Annotated in this window: 14 protein-coding genes; 9 read left to right on the top strand and 5 right to left on the bottom strand. The window is 72.4% G+C overall.

The annotated features are described in order from the left end of the window. The first annotated feature begins 104 nt into the window (after positions 1-104). The 3 genes from ACSYGN_RS11520 (at position 105) to ACSYGN_RS11510 (ending at position 3501) form a co-directional block, all read left to right on the top strand. Positions 105-938 carry a lysophospholipid acyltransferase family protein gene (locus ACSYGN_RS11520; RefSeq protein ID WP_460394543.1) on the top strand — a complete coding sequence of 278 codons (834 nt, stop codon included), beginning with the start codon at positions 105-107 and terminating at the stop codon, positions 936-938. Then, positions 935-1945 (top strand): NAD(P)H-dependent glycerol-3-phosphate dehydrogenase, encoded by a 1011-nt coding sequence (locus ACSYGN_RS11515; RefSeq protein ID WP_460394541.1) that lies wholly within the window; start codon positions 935-937, stop codon positions 1943-1945. Before ACSYGN_RS11520 ends, ACSYGN_RS11515 begins: the two co-directional genes overlap by 4 nt. 386 nt (positions 1946-2331) lie before the next feature. After that, positions 2332-3501: a D-alanine--D-alanine ligase family protein gene (locus ACSYGN_RS11510; RefSeq protein ID WP_460394539.1), complete on the top strand. Its 1170-nt coding sequence runs from the start codon at positions 2332-2334 to the stop codon at positions 3499-3501. Positions 3502-3547: 46 nt separating this feature from the next. Here the strand turns inward: ACSYGN_RS11510 and ACSYGN_RS11505 are convergent, their stop codons facing one another. Next, positions 3548-4054: a DUF3515 domain-containing protein gene (locus ACSYGN_RS11505; RefSeq protein WP_460394537.1), complete on the bottom strand. Its 507-nt coding sequence runs from the start codon at positions 4052-4054 to the stop codon at positions 3548-3550. 20 nt (positions 4055-4074) lie between these two features. Further along, positions 4075-4308 (bottom strand): Lrp/AsnC family transcriptional regulator, encoded by a 234-nt coding sequence (locus tag ACSYGN_RS11500; protein ID WP_003993216.1) that lies wholly within the window; start codon positions 4306-4308, stop codon positions 4075-4077. A 203-nt stretch (positions 4309-4511) separates the two neighbouring features. On the opposite strand from ACSYGN_RS11500, the gene ACSYGN_RS11495 reads away from it, so the two are divergent. Both ACSYGN_RS11495 and thiD read left to right on the top strand, forming a co-directional pair. After that, the gene (locus ACSYGN_RS11495; protein WP_460394535.1) at positions 4512-5477 is read left to right on the top strand and encodes a thiamine-phosphate kinase; all 966 of its coding nucleotides are present in this window, start codon (positions 4512-4514) and stop codon (positions 5475-5477) included. After that, complete coding sequence (gene thiD, locus ACSYGN_RS11490; protein ID WP_460403384.1) at positions 5447-6322, top strand: bifunctional hydroxymethylpyrimidine kinase/phosphomethylpyrimidine kinase; 876 nt, start codon at positions 5447-5449, stop codon at positions 6320-6322. Before ACSYGN_RS11495 ends, thiD begins: the two co-directional genes overlap by 31 nt. Before the next feature lie 112 nt (positions 6323-6434). Here the strand turns inward: thiD and rpmB are convergent, their stop codons facing one another. Then, complete coding sequence (gene rpmB / locus ACSYGN_RS11485) at positions 6435-6620, bottom strand: 50S ribosomal protein L28 (RefSeq protein WP_003993230.1); 186 nt, start codon at positions 6618-6620, stop codon at positions 6435-6437. Positions 6621-6926: 306 nt separating this feature from the next. Here rpmB and ACSYGN_RS11480 point away from each other — a divergent pair, with 306 nt between their 5' ends. Further along, positions 6927-8591 carry a DAK2 domain-containing protein gene (locus ACSYGN_RS11480; protein ID WP_460394532.1) on the top strand — a complete coding sequence of 555 codons (1665 nt, stop codon included), beginning with the start codon at positions 6927-6929 and terminating at the stop codon, positions 8589-8591. Positions 8592-8769: 178 nt separating this feature from the next. After that, on the top strand, positions 8770-9198 hold the full coding sequence (locus ACSYGN_RS11475; protein WP_460394530.1) for a hypothetical protein: 429 nt from the start codon (positions 8770-8772) through the stop codon (positions 9196-9198). 123 nt (positions 9199-9321) lie between these two features. Here ACSYGN_RS11475 and ACSYGN_RS11470 read toward each other — a convergent pair whose 3' ends face one another. After that, positions 9322-12294 (bottom strand): tetratricopeptide repeat protein, encoded by a 2973-nt coding sequence (locus ACSYGN_RS11470; protein WP_460394528.1) that lies wholly within the window; start codon positions 12292-12294, stop codon positions 9322-9324. Then, positions 12294-14120, bottom strand: coding sequence for an HSP90 family protein (locus ACSYGN_RS11465; RefSeq protein WP_460394526.1), 1827 nt, complete (start codon positions 14118-14120; stop codon positions 12294-12296). The genes ACSYGN_RS11470 and ACSYGN_RS11465 overlap by 1 nt, the downstream gene beginning before the upstream one ends. A gap of 184 nt (positions 14121-14304) precedes the next feature. Here ACSYGN_RS11465 and recG point away from each other — a divergent pair, with 184 nt between their 5' ends. Together recG and rsmD are read left to right on the top strand one after the other, a co-directional pair. Next, positions 14305-16527 (top strand): ATP-dependent DNA helicase RecG, encoded by a 2223-nt coding sequence (recG, locus tag ACSYGN_RS11460; RefSeq protein WP_460394524.1) that lies wholly within the window; start codon positions 14305-14307, stop codon positions 16525-16527. A gap of 365 nt (positions 16528-16892) precedes the next feature. Next, a complete protein-coding gene (gene rsmD, locus ACSYGN_RS11455) occupies positions 16893-17480 on the top strand; it encodes a 16S rRNA (guanine(966)-N(2))-methyltransferase RsmD (RefSeq protein WP_460394522.1) in 588 nt (195 codons plus the stop codon). Positions 17481-17499: the final 19 nt, after the last annotated feature.

Below are 17499 nucleotides of genomic sequence, written 5' to 3'. Positions count from 1 at the left end.
CCGCCGGGGGTCGGGGCGTACGGTGTTCTCGACAGACCGGCGGCCCGGGGCCACACTTGTGCGGCCCCCCGGTCAAGGTGACGACGCAAGAGGAAGGTGTCCGAGTGCCCCGCCGCAGAATCGGCTTCTGGTACCGCTTCGCCGCGGTGCTCTGCAAACCGCCACTGGTCGTTCTGATCAAGCGGGACTGGCGCGGAATGGAACACATTCCGGCCGAGGGCGGATTTATCACCGCGGTGAACCACAATTCGCACGCGGACCCCCTCGCCTACGCACACTTCCAGTACAACACCGGAAGGATGCCGCGATTCCTGGCGAAGAGCGGCCTTTTCAGCAAGGGTTTCGTCGGCGCCGCGATGCGGGGCACTGGGCAGATCCCCGTCTACCGCGAGAGCACCGACGCGCTCAGCGCGTTCCGCGCCGCGATCGACGCCGTGGAGCGCGGCGAGTGCGTCGCCTTCTACCCCGAGGGCACCCTCACCCGCGATCCGGACGGCTGGCCCATGACCGGCAAGACCGGTGCCGCGCGCGTCGCCCTGGTCACCCGGTGCCCGGTCGTCCCCGTCGCCCAGTGGGGCTGCAACGAACTTCTGCCGCCGTACGCCAAGAAGCCCGACCTCTGGCCCCGTAAGACGCACCACGTCCTCGCGGGCCCGCCGGTCGACCTGTCCGAGTTCTACGACCGTGAGCTGACCGCCGACGTCCTCAAGGAGGCCACCGAGGTCATCATGGCCGCCATCACCCGCCAGCTGGAGGAGATCCGCGGCGAGAAGGCGCCCGACGCCCCCTATGATCCGCGTCGCGAGCGGATCGAGCAGCGCCGCAGGACCGAGGCACAGACGACAACTCGTCCGCAGCCGGTGAAGGCCGTCCGGACCGCGGAAGGACCGCGGGAAGCCGCTGTGGAACAGAAGGAAGAAGAAGGGCAGGGTACGTGAGCAAGCCCGTCAAGGCGGCGGTCTTCGGTACGGGGTCATGGGGCACGGCCTTCGCCATGGTGCTCGCGGACGCGGGCTGCGAGGTCGTGCTGTGTGCACGGCGCCCCGAACTGGCCGAGGTGGTCAACTCCACTCGGATCAACCCGGACTATCTGCCCGGCGTCGAACTCCCCGAGACCGTACGGGCCACCGCGGACGCCGCCGACGCGGCCCGCGACGCCGACTTCACGGTCCTCGCCATCCCGGCCCAGACCCTGCGCGGCAATCTCGCCGAGTGGACGCCGCTGCTCGCCCCGCACACCGTCCTGGTGTCCCTGATGAAGGGTGTCGAACTCGGCACCACCATGCGGATGAGCGAGGTCGTCGAGGACGTGGCCAAGGTCCGTCCGGACCGGGTCGCCGTGGTCACCGGGCCCAATCTGTCCCGTGAGATCGCCGCGCGGATGCCCGCCGCCGCCGTGGTCGCCTGCGCCGACGAGGTCGTCGCCAAGCGGCTCCAGGCCGCCTGCCACACCCCGTACTTCCGGCCCTACACCAACACCGACGTGGTGGGCTGCGAACTGGGCGGCGCCGTCAAGAACGTCATCGGCCTCGCCGTCGGCATCGCGGACGGCATGGGACTCGGCGACAACGCCAAGGGCTCCCTCATCACCCGCGGCCTCGCGGAGACCACCCGCCTCGGTCTCGCCATGGGCGCCGACCCGCTGACCTTCGCCGGGCTCGCGGGCCTGGGCGACCTGGTGGCGACCTGCTCGTCCCCGCTGTCGCGCAACCACACCTTCGGCACCAACCTCGGCAAGGGCATGACCCTCCAGGAGACCATCGCGGTCACCAGCCAGACCGCCGAGGGCGTCAAGTCCTGCGAGTCGGTGCTGGATCTGGCCCGGCGGCACGGCGTCGACATGCCGATCACGGAGACGGTCGTCGCCATCGTCCACGAGGGCAAACAGCCCGCGGTAGCAGTGAAGGAACTGATGTCCCGCACCGCCAAACCAGAACGCCGCTGACGGACTACGCGTCCTGCGACCGACCACCTCCGCGCCGTCGCACCCGCACCCGCACCCGCTGAGCCGCGGGCAGTCGTGCCGCTGCGGGGGTCCCCCCCTGCTCGAAGAGCTTGGGGGAGGCACGGGTGGGCGCGGCGGCACCCCGTGAGCGCCGGGCTGCGCAACCCCACCCGGGTACCACCACTGGCGGTGGTGACCAGCGCCGGGCCGGTGGCCGACGTCGTACAGCCGGTGGCTCACGGGGACGGATGCCGCCAGGCCGCGGTGCACGCGCCGTGTCGGCTACCCGGCTGGGGGACATCCGGCCTGGCGGACGGGCGATACCCGGCAAGGGGCGCCGTCCGACGCTGTATCAGGCCTCTACCAACAGGTACTCTCAACGCGATATGAGCAGCGAGAACCTCCCCCAGCGCCCAGAGCAGCGCCCGTCGCAGCCGCCCCGCAAGCCGCGCGTGGCCGTCGTGTTCGGCGGCCGCAGCTCCGAACACGGGATCTCCGTGGTCACGGCCGGCGCCGTACTCCGGGCCATCGACCGCGCCAAGTACGACGTCCTGCCCATCGGCATCACCGCGGACGGCCGTTGGGCGCTCACCGCCGACGAACCCGACCGCATGGGGATCACCGACCGCCGTACGCCGAGCGTCGAGAGCCTCGCCGAGTCGTCGGAAGGCATCGTGGTGCTGCCCGTCGACCCCGCCAACCGCGAGGTCGTCTACAGCGAACCCGGCGCGGTGCCCAAGGTGCTCGGCGAGGTCGATGTCGTCTTCCCCGTGCTGCACGGCCCCTACGGCGAGGACGGCACTCTCCAGGGTCTCCTGGAGCTGTCCGGGGTGCCGTACGTGGGTTCCGGTGTGCTCGCCTCGGCCGTCGGCCAGGACAAGGAGTACATGAAGCGGGTGTTCACCTCCTTCGGGCTCAAGGTCGGCCCGTACGTGGTGATCCGGCCCCGCGAGTGGGAGCGGGACGAGTCCGCGGCCCGTAAGAAGATCGTCGACTTCGCGGGCGAGCACGGCTGGCCGCTGTTCGTGAAGCCCGCCCGCGCGGGTTCCTCGATCGGCATCACCAAGGTCGACGACCTCGCAGGACTGGACGACGCGATCGCCGAGGCCCAGCGCCACGACCCGAAGATCCTCGTCGAGGCCGCGCTGCACGGCCGCGAGATCGAGTGCGGCGTCCTGGAGTTCGAGGACGGCCCGCGCGCCTCGCTGCCCGCCGAGATCCCGCCGCCCGAGACGCACGCGTACTACGACTTCGAGGCCAAGTACATCGACTCGACGCCCGGCATCGTGCCCGCCCCGCTCACCGGGGAGGAGACCGCCGAGGTGCGGCGGCTCGCGGTGGAGGCCTTCGAGGCGGCCTCCTGCGAGGGGCTGGTGCGCGCGGACTTCTTCCTCACCGAGGACGGCGACTTCGTCATCAACGAGATCAACACCATGCCCGGTTTCACCCCGATCTCGATGTACCCGCAGATGTGGCAGGCCACCGGGATCTCCTACCCCGAACTGGTCGACCGCCTCGTCCAGGCGGCGCTGCGGCGGTCCACCGGCCTGCGGTAGCGCCCACGGCAGCGGCCGGCGGCCGACAGCCGGCCCGTGTGATCAGTCAGTTGGCGATCCCCGAGGGGATCGCCTTCTTGATGGAGGCGGCCAGATCGACCAGCACCGCCGAGCTGTCCCCGGTCCGCGCCTTCGCCAGGCTCACCTGGACGTAGGCGCGGCGGTTGGCCGTGGTGAAGCGGTACGAGCCGTCGTCCTGCTTCTCCATCAGCCAGTCCACGCCGTTCACCCCGCCCGAGACCGCGCCCGGGTCCGCGCCCTCGGCGACGTCCGGGTCGGTCATCCTGGGCGGCCTGGTGACACCGCAGCGCAGTATGATCGCCGAGCCTCCCCAGCCCGCCGTGAGGGCGGACCGGGGCTCGGGGTCGTCCCGGCCGAGGCCCGCCACCTTGGGGGGCAGCACCTCGTCCAGATTCCGGCACAGCTTCGCGGTCGTCGTGTCCGGACGGGGAACCGCGACCGTGGCCCCGCCGTCCGCCGAGGAGCAGCCCGCGGCGGCGATCAGCAGGGCGAGCACGGGAAGACCGATGAGCCGGCGGCGGTAAGAGGTCACCGGCCAAGGGTAGACGGGGGCTACAGATGCACGACCGGGCAGGTCAGGGTGCGGGTGATGCCGTCCACTTGCTGGACCTTGGCGACCACCATGCGACCGAGGTCGTCGACCGTGTCGGCTTGGGCGCGCACGATGACATCGTACGGTCCCGTCACGTCCTCGGCCTGGAGCACTCCAGGGATCTTGCTGATGGTCTCGGCGACGGTCGACGCCTTGCCGACCTCCGTCTGGATCAGGATGTACGCCTGTACCACGGAACCTCCAGGGCGGCCACGAGGATCATGTGGGGAAAAGGAACGCCACGGTATCGCGTCGCCGCTCGCCGCGGGGAGACCTGTGGAGGGCGCAGTCCCCGCGTTGGGACGCGGGGACGACAGAAGTTGACGGTCATGTCGACCGTACCGAGCCCGCGGACCGCCCGCGACCGGGCGCTATGAGCACGAGAAGAGGACGAACGATGAAGGGCACCGTGGGTGAGCTGGGCGAGTTCGGGCTCATCAGGGAGCTCACCGCCCGGCTCACCACCACCTCCGTGGTGCGGGTCGGCCCCGGCGACGACGCCGCGGTGATCGCCGCGCCCGACCGTCGGGTCGTGGCGAGCACCGACATCCTGCTGGAGGGACGGCACTTCCGCCGCGACTGGTCCACGGCGTACGACGTCGGGCGCAAGGCTGCCGCGCAGAACCTCGCGGACATCGCCGCCATGGGCGCCGTACCGACGGCGCTGCTGCTCGGTCTCGTCGTTCCGGCCGAACTCCCGGTCGCCTGGCCCACCGAGCTGATGGACGGGCTGCGCGACGAGTGCCAGGTCGCCGGTGCCTCGGTGGTCGGCGGCGATGTGGTGCGCGGTGACTCGATCATGGTGTCGATCACCGCTCTCGGTGATCTGCGCAACCAGGAGCCGGTCACCCGCGCCGGCGCCCAGCCCGGTGACCTGGTCGCGGTGACCGGCTGGCTCGGCTGGTCGGCGGCCGGGTACGCGGTGTTGTCGCGGGGGTTCCGCTCGCCGCGCGCGTTCGTCGAGGCGCACCGCCGCCCCGAACCGCCGTACCACGCGGGCCCCGCCGCCGCCGCGCTCGGCGCCACGGCCATGTGCGACGTCAGCGACGGACTGATCGCCGACCTCGGGCACATCGCGGAGGCCAGCAAGGTCCGAATCGACATCCGCTCCGGCGCCATCGACATCCCGTCGCAGATGAACGACATCGGCCAGGCCGTCGGTGTCGACCCCATGCAGTGGGTGCTGAGCGGCGGGGAGGATCACGCCATCGTCGCGACCTTCCCGCCGGACGTGAAGCTCCCGGCCCGCTGGAAGATCATCGGCGAGGTGCTCAACCCCTCGGCGCAGCCGCTGGTGACGGTCGACGGGGCACCGTGGACCAGCAAGGGCGGCTGGGACCACTTCGGGGACATCGAGCGGTGACGGCCCCGGGGACCGTCCCCTCTGTACTGACCGTGGCGGGCTCGGACTCCGGCGGGGGCGCCGGGATCCAGGCGGATTTGAAGACGATGCTCGCGCTCGGGGTGCACGGCATGAGCGTCGTGACCGCGGTCACCGCGCAGAACTCCCTCGGGGTGCAGGGGACCTGGCCGCTGCCGGTGGCGGCGGTGCTGGCGCAGTACCGCAGTGTGGTGGACGACATCGGGGTACGGGCCGTGAAGACCGGGATGCTCGGCTCGGCGGAGATCGTGGAGACGGTCGCGGAGCTGATCTGTGGCACCGACGCCCCGGCGGTGGTGGACCCGGTGGGCGTCTCCAAGCACGGCGACACCCTGCTGGCCGACTCCGCGCTGGACGCGGTGCGCACCCGGCTGCTTCCGGCGGCGACCGTGGCCACCCCGAACCTCGACGAGGTGGCCCGGTTGACCGGGGTGCGGGTCGGGTCGGAGGGCGGGCTGCGGGAGGCGGCCACCGCGGTGCTCGGCCACGGGCCGCGCTGGGTGCTGATCAAAGGCGGTCATCTGCCGGGCGACAGTGACGCCGTCGATCTGCTCACCGACGGCCGCGAGGAGCACTGGTTGCGGGCACCCCGGCTCGCCAACCGGCACACCCACGGCACCGGCTGCACCCTCGCCTCGGCGATCGCCGCCGGGCTGGCGAAGGGGCGGACGGTCCCGGAGGCGGTGCGGGCGGCGAAGGAGTACGTCACCGGGGCGATCGCAGGCGGCTTCGCGCTGGGCGGGGGGATCGGGCCGGTGGATCACGGGTGGGCGCGGCGGGCGGTGAACAGGGAGAACTGGGAGAACGGCGAGAACCGGGAGAACTGAGGGGTGACGAGGCGGGGGAGCGGCATGCTCGGCGCACGGCAAAAAGCCGGCCCACCTCTCGGTGGACCGGCTCGATGCAGCGAACCAGCAGGGGCCGCGCGTCAGCTGAGCGTCAGCGCGAGACCTTACCGGCCTTGATGCACGAGGTGCAGGCATTCACGCGCTTCGGCGTCCCGCCGACCACGGTACGCACACGCTGGATGTTGGGGTTCCAGCGGCGGGACGTACGGCGGTGCGAGTGCGAGATGTTGTTGCCGAAGCCCGGGCCCTTGCCGCAGACGTCGCAGTTGGCAGCCACGGGTCACTCCAAAGACTTCAGATGCACTTACGGTTGATCCCGGCATGCCGGGATCAGGATCACGCGATCGGTGACCGATCAGGATCTGAGTGGCGTTGCCAGGGGAATGGCCCGACCTGGATCGGGCAACCGGAGCAGCATACAACGGCTGCTCCCGTACAACGAAACTACCATGGCTGATCAGCGGCCCGCGCACGGCCCGATTTCCGGGGGACACCCGGCCGGGGTCTACGCTGCGTCCAGGGCCCGCGTCTGCGGCGTGATCCGAACGACAGGCCCTCGGTCCGGCGGGTCAAGGAGGCGTGGGTGGCGCGGGTGCCGCAGACATTCTTCGATGCTCTGGCGGTGCGCAGCTGGTGCTCCCTCGCGCTCGGTGCGCTGGGGAGGGTGCGCGAGGAGATCGACGCGATCAACGTGTACCCCGTGGCCGACGGCGACACCGGGACGAACCTGTACCTCACGCTGGAGTCGGCGGCGGCCGCCGTGGAGGCCGTCTTCGCGGGTCACGAGGCTGATCCCGGGGCGGGCGAGGGGCCCTCGCTGGCGGACGCGGTGCGCGCGATGGCCCACGGGGCGCTGATCGGGGCGCGCGGCAACTCCGGCACCATCCTGGCGCAACTGCTGCGCGGCATGGCCCAGGTGCTCGCCGACGGTGGTGAGACTCCCCACGCCGACGGGCCGGGTCTCGGACTGGCCCTGCGGCACGCCGCCGACTCCGCCCGCGAGGCCGTGGCCCACCCGGTCGAGGGCACCGTGCTGTCGGTCGCCTCGGCGGCGGCCACGGCGGCCGGGCTGGCCCGGGGCGACTGCGGGACGGTGGCCCGGGCGGCCTACGACGGGGCGTGCGCGGCGCTGGCGGCGACCCCGGGGCAGCTGGCCGTGCTGGCCAGGGCCGGGGTGGTCGACGCGGGCGGGCGAGGGCTGGTCACGGTGCTCGCGGCGCTGGTGGAGACGTTCACGGGGGAGACGCCGGGGACTTCGGCCGACGGGGCCGGGAGCGGCGCGGTCACGGGCGGTGTGTGCCCCGACGCCGTGGTGGACGAGGAAGGTCCCGCCTTCGAGGTGATCTATCTGCTGGAGGCCGGTGACGAGGCCGTGGCCCGGCTGCGGGAACGGCTCGACGGGCTCGGGGACTCCCTGGTGGTGGTCGGCGGCGACGGGCTGTGGAACGTGCATGTCCATGTGGACGACGCGGGCGCGGCCGTGGAGGCGGCCGTCGAGACCGGGCGGCCGTACCGGATCAGGATCACCCACTTCGGTGCGGGCGCGGCGCACACCAACCGGGCGGAGAGCCCGCTGCGTGAGCGCGTCCAGCGGGCCGTCGTGGCCGTCGTGGCCGGGGAGGGCCTGGCCGGGCTCTACACCGAGGCGGGCGCCACCACCGTCCTCGCGCGCCCCGGCGAGCCGCCCGCGAGCGGCGAACTGGCGGAGGCCGTACGGCGGGCCCACGCGCGCGAGGTCGTCCTGCTGCCCAACGACACCGATCTGCGGCTGACCGCGGCCGCCGCGGCCGACCAGGCCCGCGCCGAGGGCATCCGCGTCGCCCTGATCCCGACCCGCTCGCCGGTGCAGGGCATCGCGGCGCTCGCCGTGCACGAGCCGGGGCGCCGGTTCGACGAGGATGTCGTCCAGATGACCTCGGCGGCGGGCGCGACCCGTTACGCGGAGGTCACCATCGCCGAACGGCAGTCCTGGACCATGGCCGGCATCTGCCAGGCCGGGGACGTGCTCGGGCTGATCGAGGACGACGTGGCGGTGATCGGCTCGGACGTCCTGGCCACCGCCGAAACCGTCCTGGACCGCATGCTGTCGGCGGGCGGTGAACTGGTCACCCTCGTCCTCGGCGACGAGGCGCCCGACGGCATCGCCGAACGCCTGGAAGCCCGGGTACGGGAGTCCTGGCTCGCCGTCGACACCATGGTCTACCGGGGTGGCCGCCAGGGCGCGCTGCTGCTGATCGGCGTGGAGTAGCCGTGAACTCCCCTTGAACAAGCCGGAGTTGTCGCAGTCATACCCCCGCAAAATTGCTTGATCGCGACGCGCTCCGCGTGAGAGTCTACGTGGACACGTCATCTGCGGCGAGATGTGCCGATGTGGATGAGTGATGTGCAATCGCCCGTGACGTCCTCCAGATCGGAGAATTCCCGACATGACGGCAAAGTCCAGGAGTCGACTCTCGGTTGTCGCCGCCGCGGCAGCGTGCCTGATCCTGGGAACCGCCACATCCGCCAGCGCGGGCACGGACTCGCCCGGTTCCGACGCGAGCAACGGTGACGGTTATGCGTACTTCGTGTCCAACGGCGACGATTTCCGCATCCATGACAGCAAGTGCGACGGCGACACTGTCTGGGCTCAGCTGACGTGGTACAAGTCCGGAGACGGATGGCATTTCCGGACGATTCACAACACGTCCGGCTGTGGTACCACCGACACGAAGCACCCCTGGTCGGACATCCCCGAGGGCGCGGATGTGTGGGTGAGGGCCTGCGGCAGCGTGGACAGCGCCTATTCCAACAGCGGCGACGGCTACCTCGGTGCCGGTCACGACTGCGGCTCCACCGAGATGGGCATCGCCTGAGCCTGACGTTTCGGGCCGAAAGCGCCGGAAGCGCCGAAAGCAGGGTCTGGGGGCGCAGCCCCCAGGGACGGGAACGGGAAGGGGCGGCGGGGGCGAAATCCACACCCTGCCGCCCCACCCGCCTCACTCCTCCCGGAGCTCCAGCAACTGGCCCGCCTCAGCCCGCCGTGCCTGCACCGTCTCGTCCGGCCCGGCGGCCTCCTCGTAGCCCTCGTACGCCGCCAGAACCGCCCGGGCCCGCGCCGCCGCCGAGGCAGGACGCCCCAGATCGGCCTCCAGCCACCCCGCCGCCAACTCCGCACCGGTCCGGGAGTGCAGTGCCTCCGGTCCGAGGGAGGCGAACACCGTGGCCGCCTCGGTGATCTGGGCCAGCGCCGATTCGAACGCCGCCCGGATCGAGCCGTCCTCCGCGTCCTCGGCCACAGACCGGGCCAGCAGATCACCGAACTGCCGGTGGGTGTGACCGAGTTCGGCGACCACACGGAGCCGCGATTCCTCGGCGTCCTCTGCGTTCTCGGCGTCTGCCGCGTCCGCAGCGGCCCGGCACTCGTCCAGCGCCTCTCTCATCAGCGACCGCGCCGGCCCGACACCCGCGTCCGTGCCCAGCGCCAGCCACGCGCGGGCGCGCAGCGAGCGGACCAGGCCGTGCACATTGCCGACCGTCCGCCACAGCTCGCCCGCGCGTGCGTAGGCGCGGTCCGCCTCGGCGGACAGATCCGCGCGGCTCAGCGACTCGGCGGCGAGATGGGCCAGCGTGGCGTGGTCGTGCTGCTCGGGCCAGTGCCGGGCTATGTCGGCGGCCTGGAGGCGCCGTTCGGCGGCCGTCCGGTGCTCGCCGAGAGCGGCGAGACAGTCGCCCAGCCACCACAGCGTCTGCACCACCGCGCCGTCCCCGTGGGTCTCGGCGCTCAGATCGGGCAGCGCCGACTCCAGCACCTCTGCGGCCTCCGCGTACCGGCCCAGCCGCAGCAGGAAACCGCCGAGCATGTGCCGTGCCCAGGCGCCCAGCGTGGGCCCCTGACCGGCCTCGTCGGCCCAGTGCGCGGCCTGGAGGGCGTGCTCCGCGGCCTCCTCCGCCTCGCCCCGCTCACCGACCAGTTCGGCGAGCTGGAGATGCAACTGGGCCCGCCCGGTCGCCTCCACATACGGCCCGCCCAGCTCCAGGGCCGCGCGCACCGCCCGCTCGGCCTCCGCCATGTCGTCGAGCTGATGGGCGAGCGCGGCCACCCGCACCTCGTACTCCACCGCGAACCACGGCAGCCCGGACGCCGTGAACTCCCGTACCGCCATCCGGAACAGCTCCGCCGCCCGCTCCGGGTCCCCGCGGTGCTCGGCGAGTTCCGCGAGCATCGCCCGCGCCTCCGCCGACCGGGACGCCAGCCGCACATCGCTGCCGGCGTGCCCGCGGACCAGCGCCTGCAGCTCCCGTACGGCCCGTTCGGCCGCCTCGGCGGCCCCGCCGGAGCCCCCCGGGCCGCCGGTGACGACTGCGCCGGTCTCGTGTACCTCGTGCAGGCGGCGCATCAGGATCCGCGCCCTGCTCATCAGCACCGACGCGGCCTCCCGCACCCCGGTGCCCTCGTCGGCGTACAGGGCGAGGATCCCGTCGTACGGCTCCGCGACCGCCGTGAGCGCCCCGTCGAGGTCGCCCGACAGGGCCTGTACGTACGCCGCACGCGCGCGTGCCCCGAGCGACTCGCCGGCGTCGCCCGCCTCCGCGTACAGCCCGGCGGCCCGCTCGAACAGCACGGCGCCGTCGGGACCGCTCGCCATTGCCTCGTGGTCGGCGAGCTCCGCGCGCGTGCGCGCGTCCAGCTCCTCGCCCCCGGCGGCGAGTGCGACGGCCTCCCAGGCCGCCATGGCGTCCGGCTGAAGGGTGTCCGACAGCCGCCGCGCCTCTGCCAGCAGCTCCGCCAGGTCCCGCTCCGCCTTGGCCGGGGCCGCCGCGGGCGGCGGCACCACAGGGACGGCGGCGGCAGGGCGCGTCGCGCGCACGCCCAGCGGCAGCCGGTCCACCAGCGGCTCCTGCGCCATACACGCGCGCGTGCGGTCACCCACGTAGGACGTGCCGTTGCGCGCGTCGAACCGCGCCGCGAGCGCAAGCGCCTCCCCGCGCGCGTGGGCGGCGAGTTCCCGCGCGGTCCACTCCTCGCCGCTGCCGCCCGGCACCCGCTGCCCGCCGAGCCCCAGCGCGGTCAGCCGGTCCATCAGCAGCGCCACCACGGCCAGGAAGTCGAGACGGCTGCGCGGATGCCCGGTGTCCGTGAAGTACGCGGGCCGCTCCGCGAGCAGTTCCAGACCGCGCGCCTCGTTGCCGCTCAGCGCGCAGAACTCGACATGGTCCGCGAGCGCGCCGCGCATGCTCTCCATCGGCCGCACCAGCCGGAAACCGCGCAGATGGTTGGCGCGCGCCTCGTCCGGGCGGCCCAGCCTCAGCAGCGGCACCAGCGAGGACGCCAGCACTGTGTGCGGCTCGTGCGCACAGGTGAACTCACCCTCCAGCACCGGCCGCCACAGCTCCAGCGCCTCGGCGTCCCGCCCCTGCTTCACCTGCCAGTAGCCCTGCCCGTGCAGCTCGCAGGCATGGCAGTCGGCCATCGAGTCCCGCTCGGCGGCCAGCCACGCCGCGTACGCCTGCTCTGCGCGCGGTATGTCTCCCAGATGCGCGGCGACACTGAACTCGGCGCTGCGCACCGCCCGTTCGGAGTGCCCGGCCAGCCGGTAGCGGTGCTCCATCTCGCCGAGCCACTTCTCGATCGAGGCGAGCGGGACATGCGGCTGGTCCAGCATCCCGGCCGACACCCACTTGAACACCCAGTGCAGCGAGTGCGTCTCGTACTCGTCGAAGTCCCCCGGCCGTTCGTCCCACAGGCGCAGCAGCCGCGCGAACGGGACGAACATCTTGTCCTTCTCGGAGCTGTAGTTGTAGACCTTCAGCTGATGCCCGAGCGCCTCGATCACGGCGAGCGGGATGTCCAGCCGCTCGGCCGCCGCCAGCAGCCGCTCCGCGCGCGCGTTGCGCGCCGGGCCCTCCGGCTGCTCGGAGTTCTCCGCCATCGCCCGGCGCAGCGTGTCGAAGTCGGTGATCTCATCCATCAGTGGCCGTCCTCCCCATGGGTGGCCCATTCGAGGAGCCCGATGAACGCCCGGTTCAGCAGCGCCGAGTCGGCAGGGCGCAGCGGGCGCTGGGCCATCAGCAGCGCCTGCCCGTACAGCGACTCGGTGGCGGTGCCGATCAGCTCCGGGTCCTTCAATCCGCCGATCCTGCGGATCAGCGGATTGAGATGGTTGAGCACCAGACGCGCGCGCGGGGCGCTGCCGCGCAGCGAACCGAGGATGCCCGCCCACAGATCGTCCGCCTGCTCCTCGGCCTCGGCACGCGCCTGCTCGTGGCGCGCCCCCCGGTCGTCCAGATGCAGCGCCGGAACCGACAGCGGGTGGAACGCGCGCAGCACGACATCGCAGCCCAGCGTGTCGAGCCGGGCCCGAGCCGCCGCCAGGAAGCCCGCCAGGGCCAGCTCCTCCGCCGGGTCGACCGGGTCCAGATGCGCGGTCACCGTCTCCGCGTCCAGCTCCGCGACCACCGTCCCCGGCCGCACCGACGGCAGCGCCTCGACCAGTTCGCCGTCGTAGGTGTAGCCGCCGTTGATCACCCCGACACCCTGGGCGGAGGCGATCGGGGCGACCTGCCGGTACTCCTCGACGGTCCGCGTGAAGTGCACCACCGGGTGCCGCTGCGCGAACTCCTCCAGCGACAGCCGCCCGTCGGTCGTCTCGAACGGCAGCCACGGCAGCATCGTGCGCAGCATCTCCCGGTCGTGCCGCGCCAGGGACTTCACCCCCAGGTGGTGCACCGCGAGGAACGCCGCGAGCCGCTCCGGGTCACCGGCGGCGAGTGAGGTGAGCCAGGAACGAATCCTTTCCCCGAGCGCGTCCCGTACGGCGGCCAGCGTCTCGTCCTCGTACAGCGACTCCCGCGACGCCGTGGGCCGCAGACTGTCGGTGTCCAGGACACAGCGCACGAAGAACGCCCAGTCCGGCAGGAGCTGTTCGGCACGCTCGGTCAGCAGCATGCCCTTCAGATGCACCCGGTGCGTGGCCCGCTGCGCCGGGCTGACCGCCGACGGCAGCACATACGCCACCCCGCGGATCCCGGCGAGCGGCACGTCCAGCGGGATCGAGTCCAGCGGCGCGAAACCGAACAGCTCCTGGCAGTGCCGGGCCAGCGCCACCCGCCGCACCGCGGGGGAGGGGTACGGCCGGTCCCAGGGCGCGGGCAGATCGGTGACGGCCGCCTCGCCCACCCGGACGTCGTACGGCAGCAGCGACCCGAACTCCCGCGCCAGCGCCAGCACCCGCTCCTCGGCGAGCCACTCCGCGGCCCCGGCCCGCGCCACGAGATGCACGGTCGTACCGGGCTCGGGACGGGCCGAAGGGGGCAGCGTGCGTACGGTGTACGAGCCGTCGTCGCGCGCCGTCCACTCCACCGGCGGCGCATGCGGCGTACGGGCACTGCGGCTGACCACCCGGATCCGCTCGGCGACCACGAAACAGGCCAGCAGCCCGATGCCGAACTGCCCGAGGAAACCGGACCGCGCCTCCTGGAGCCCGTCGGCCCGCTTGGAGCTGCGCCCGATGGTCGCCAGCAGACTGTGCACATCGGCCTCGGTGAGCCCGATGCCGCTGTCCTCCACCCGCAGGGCGCCGCCCTCGGCGGACAGCCGCACCCGCGCCGGGGCGCCGGGCTCCTCGGCGAGCCGGGCGGTGACCGCGTCCACGGCGTTCTGGAGCAGCTCGCGGAGGTAGACCCGGGGACTGGAATACAGATGATGAGACAAAAGGTCCACCAGGCCGCGCAGATCGACCTGGAAGGTGTGAGGTGACTGAGGGGCCTGGGATGACTGTGAGGTCTGGGAGTCCATCGTCGCAGCGCCGGTGGGGGGACCAGTGCCTGTGCGGGCACCAGCGACTGGCGCGGGGTCGGGCGGTCCCGTGTGAGGCGGCGACCGCGTGGATGGCCGGAGCGCGTCATCCTACGGCTCCAGCCGCGCGCCTGACCAGGAGATTCCCGAGACGTATACGGCAATGTCAGTGGCGTGGTGTGCAATGGATCTCGTGCCCGCACTGGAACAGCCGCTGAAGAACGAGGTCGGCCCCGCCACCGCCAAGGTGATGGCCGAGCACCTCGGCCTGCACACCGTGGGCGACCTCCTGCACCACTACCCCCGCCGGTACGAGGAGCGCGGGCAGCTCACCCACCTCGCCGACCTCCCCATGGACGAGCACGTCACGGTGGTCGCCATGGTCGCCGACGCCCGGCTGCACAGCTTCGCCTCCGCCAAGGCCCCGCGCGGCAAGGGCCAGCGCCTGGAGGTCACCATCACGGACGGCAGCGGCCGACTGCAACTGGTCTTCTTCGGCTCCGGGGTGCACAAGCCGCACAAGGAACTGCTGCCGGGCACCCGCGCGATGTTCGCGGGCAAGGTCTCCGTCTTCAACCGCCGCCTCCAACTCGCCCACCCGGCCTACGAACTCCTGCGCGGCGACAGCGGAACGGCCGGAGAGGCGGTCGAGTCCTGGGCGGGCGCCCTCATCCCGCTCTACCCGGCCACCGCGAAACTGGAGTCCTGGAAGATCAGCAAGGCCGTCGACACGGTCCTGGGCCTGGCCGGCGAGGCGATCGACCCCCTGCCCGACTCCCTCCGCGAGGGGCGCGGACTGCTCTCCCTGCCCGACGCCCTGCGCCGTATCCACCGCCCGCGCACCAAGGCCGACATCGCCGCCGCCCGTGAACGCCTCAAGTGGGACGAGGCGTTCGTCCTCCAGGTCGCCCTCGCCCGGCGCCGCCACGCCGACGCCCAGCTCCCCGCCGTCCCGCGCCGCCCCGCCCCCGACGGGCTCCTCACCGCCTTCGACGACCGGCTGCCCTTCACCCTCACCGAGGGCCAGCGCAAGGTCTCGCAGGAGATCTTCGCCGACCTGGCGACCGAACACCCCATGCACCGGCTGCTCCAGGGCGAGGTCGGTTCGGGCAAGACCCTGGTCGCGCTGCGCGCCATGCTCGCCGTCGTCGACGCGGGCGGGCAGGCCGCGATGCTGGCGCCCACCGAGGTGCTCGCCCAGCAGCACCACCGCTCGGTGACCGAGATGATGGGCTCGCTCGCCGAGGGAGGCATGCTGGGCGGCGCCGAGCAGGCCACCAAGATCGTGCTGCTCACCGGCTCGATGGGCGCCGCCGCCCGCCGTCAGGCGCTGCTCGATCTCGTCACCGGCGAGGCGGGCATCGTGATCGGCACGCACGCGCTCATCGAGGACAAGGTCCAGTTCCACGACCTCGGTCTCGTGGTGGTGGACGAGCAGCATCGCTTCGGGGTCGAACAGCGCGACGCGCTGCGCGGCAAGGGCAAGCAGCCGCCGCACCTGCTGGTCATGACGGCCACCCCGATCCCGCGCACGGTCGCGATGACGGTCTTCGGCGACCTGGAGACCTCCGTCCTCGACCAGTTGCCCGCCGGGCGCTCGCCCATCGCCAGCCATGTCGTCCCGGCCGCGGACAAACCCCACTTCCTGGCGCGCGCCTGGGAGCGGGTGCGGGAGGAGGTGGGCGGCGGGCACCAGGCGTACGTCGTCTGCCCGAGGATCGGCGACGAGGAGGACGAGCCGAAGGCCGGGCGGAAGTCCCCGTCTCCGTCTCCGGAGGACGAGGCGGAGCGCCGTCCCCCGCTGGCGGTGCTGGACATCGCCGACTCGCTGTCCCGCGGGCCCCTCGCGGGGTTGCGCGTCGAGGTACTGCACGGGCGGATGCCGCCGGACGACAAGGACGCGGTGATGCGGCGGTTCTCTGCCGGTGAGACGGATGTGCTGGTCGCGACCACGGTGATCGAGGTGGGGGTGAACGTCCCCAACGCGACGGCGATGGTGATCATGGACGCGGACCGCTTCGGTGTCTCGCAGCTGCACCAGCTGCGGGGCCGCGTGGGCCGTGGGTCCGCGCCCGGCCTGTGCCTGCTGGTCACCGAGATGCCGGAGGCGAGCCCGGCTCGCGCCCGCCTCTCCGCTGTCGCGGCGACTTTGGACGGCTTCGAGTTGTCCCGAGTCGACCTCGAACAGCGCCGTGAGGGCGACGTGCTGGGCCAGGCCCAGTCCGGGGCGCGCTCCAGCCTCCGCGTCCTCGCGGTGATCGACGACGAGGAGATCATCACGGCGGCCCGCCAGGAAGCGACGACGCTGGTCGCGACCAACCCGACGCTGACCGACCTCCAGGGCCTGGAGACAGCCCTGACCGCCCTCTTGGACGAGGAGAGGGAGCAGTACCTGGAGAAGGGCTGAGGACGATTGCCCGGTGCCCATGCCTGGTGCCCGGGGCGCGGCTCGGAGGGCCCGTCGCTGCCGGGGTACCGCGGGGCTGGGGCGCGCAGCCCGGCGCTGCAGGGGTACCGCGGGGGCAGGTCGCGCAGCCCGGCACTATCGGGTTGCCGCCCGCGCCCACCCGTGCCGCCCCAGCGGCACGACTGCCCGCGGCTGGGCTGGGCTGGCACCTTTGCACGTCGGCGATGTCAGCGCCCTGAAGGGCGCGGGGCTGTGTCGATATGCGGCTCCGCCGCGTGGGCGCGATCAGCCACCTGCCCGCCCCCACGGCGCCCCGCCTGAGAGACTGAGCACGACGCTCGCGACACCGTAAAGGACCGTAAGAAATGACCCGCGTGATCGCCGGCACGGCCGGAGGACGGAGGCTGGCCGTCCCGCCGGGACAAGGCACCCGCCCGACCTCCGACCGCGCAAGAGAGGGCCTGTTCTCCAGCTGGCAGTCCCTCCTCGGCCGCCCCCTGGAAGGGCACCGCGTGCTGGATCTCTACGCCGGCTCCGGTGCCGTAGGACTGGAGGCCCTGTCCCGGGGCGCGGGGCACGCCCTGCTGGTCGAGGCCGATGCCCGCGCCGTCCGCACCCTGCGGGACAACGCGAGAAGCCTCGCCCTCCCTGGCGCCGAGGTGCGCGCGGGCAAAGCCGAGCAGATCATCAGAAGCGGAACGCCGCCAAAGCCGTACGAACTCGTCTTTCTCGACCCCCCCTACGCCGTCACGGACGACGATCTTCGGGAGATCCTGCTCACACTCCGCACCGAGGGCTGGCTCGCGGAGGAAGCCCTCGTCACCGTGGAGCGGAGCACCAGAGGCGGCGCATTCCGATGGCCGGCCGGATTCGAGGCGATCCGGTCCCGTCGCTACGGCGAGGGAACGTTTTGGTACGGTCGCGCCGCCTCTACGTGCAAAGACGCACGATGACCGGACCGAGAGCGAGGGA

Source organism: Streptomyces sp. YIM S03343 (assembly GCF_054729195.1).
The sequence above is the reverse complement of the archived record's forward strand: the minus strand, read 5'-3'. Positions and strand labels throughout refer to the sequence as shown.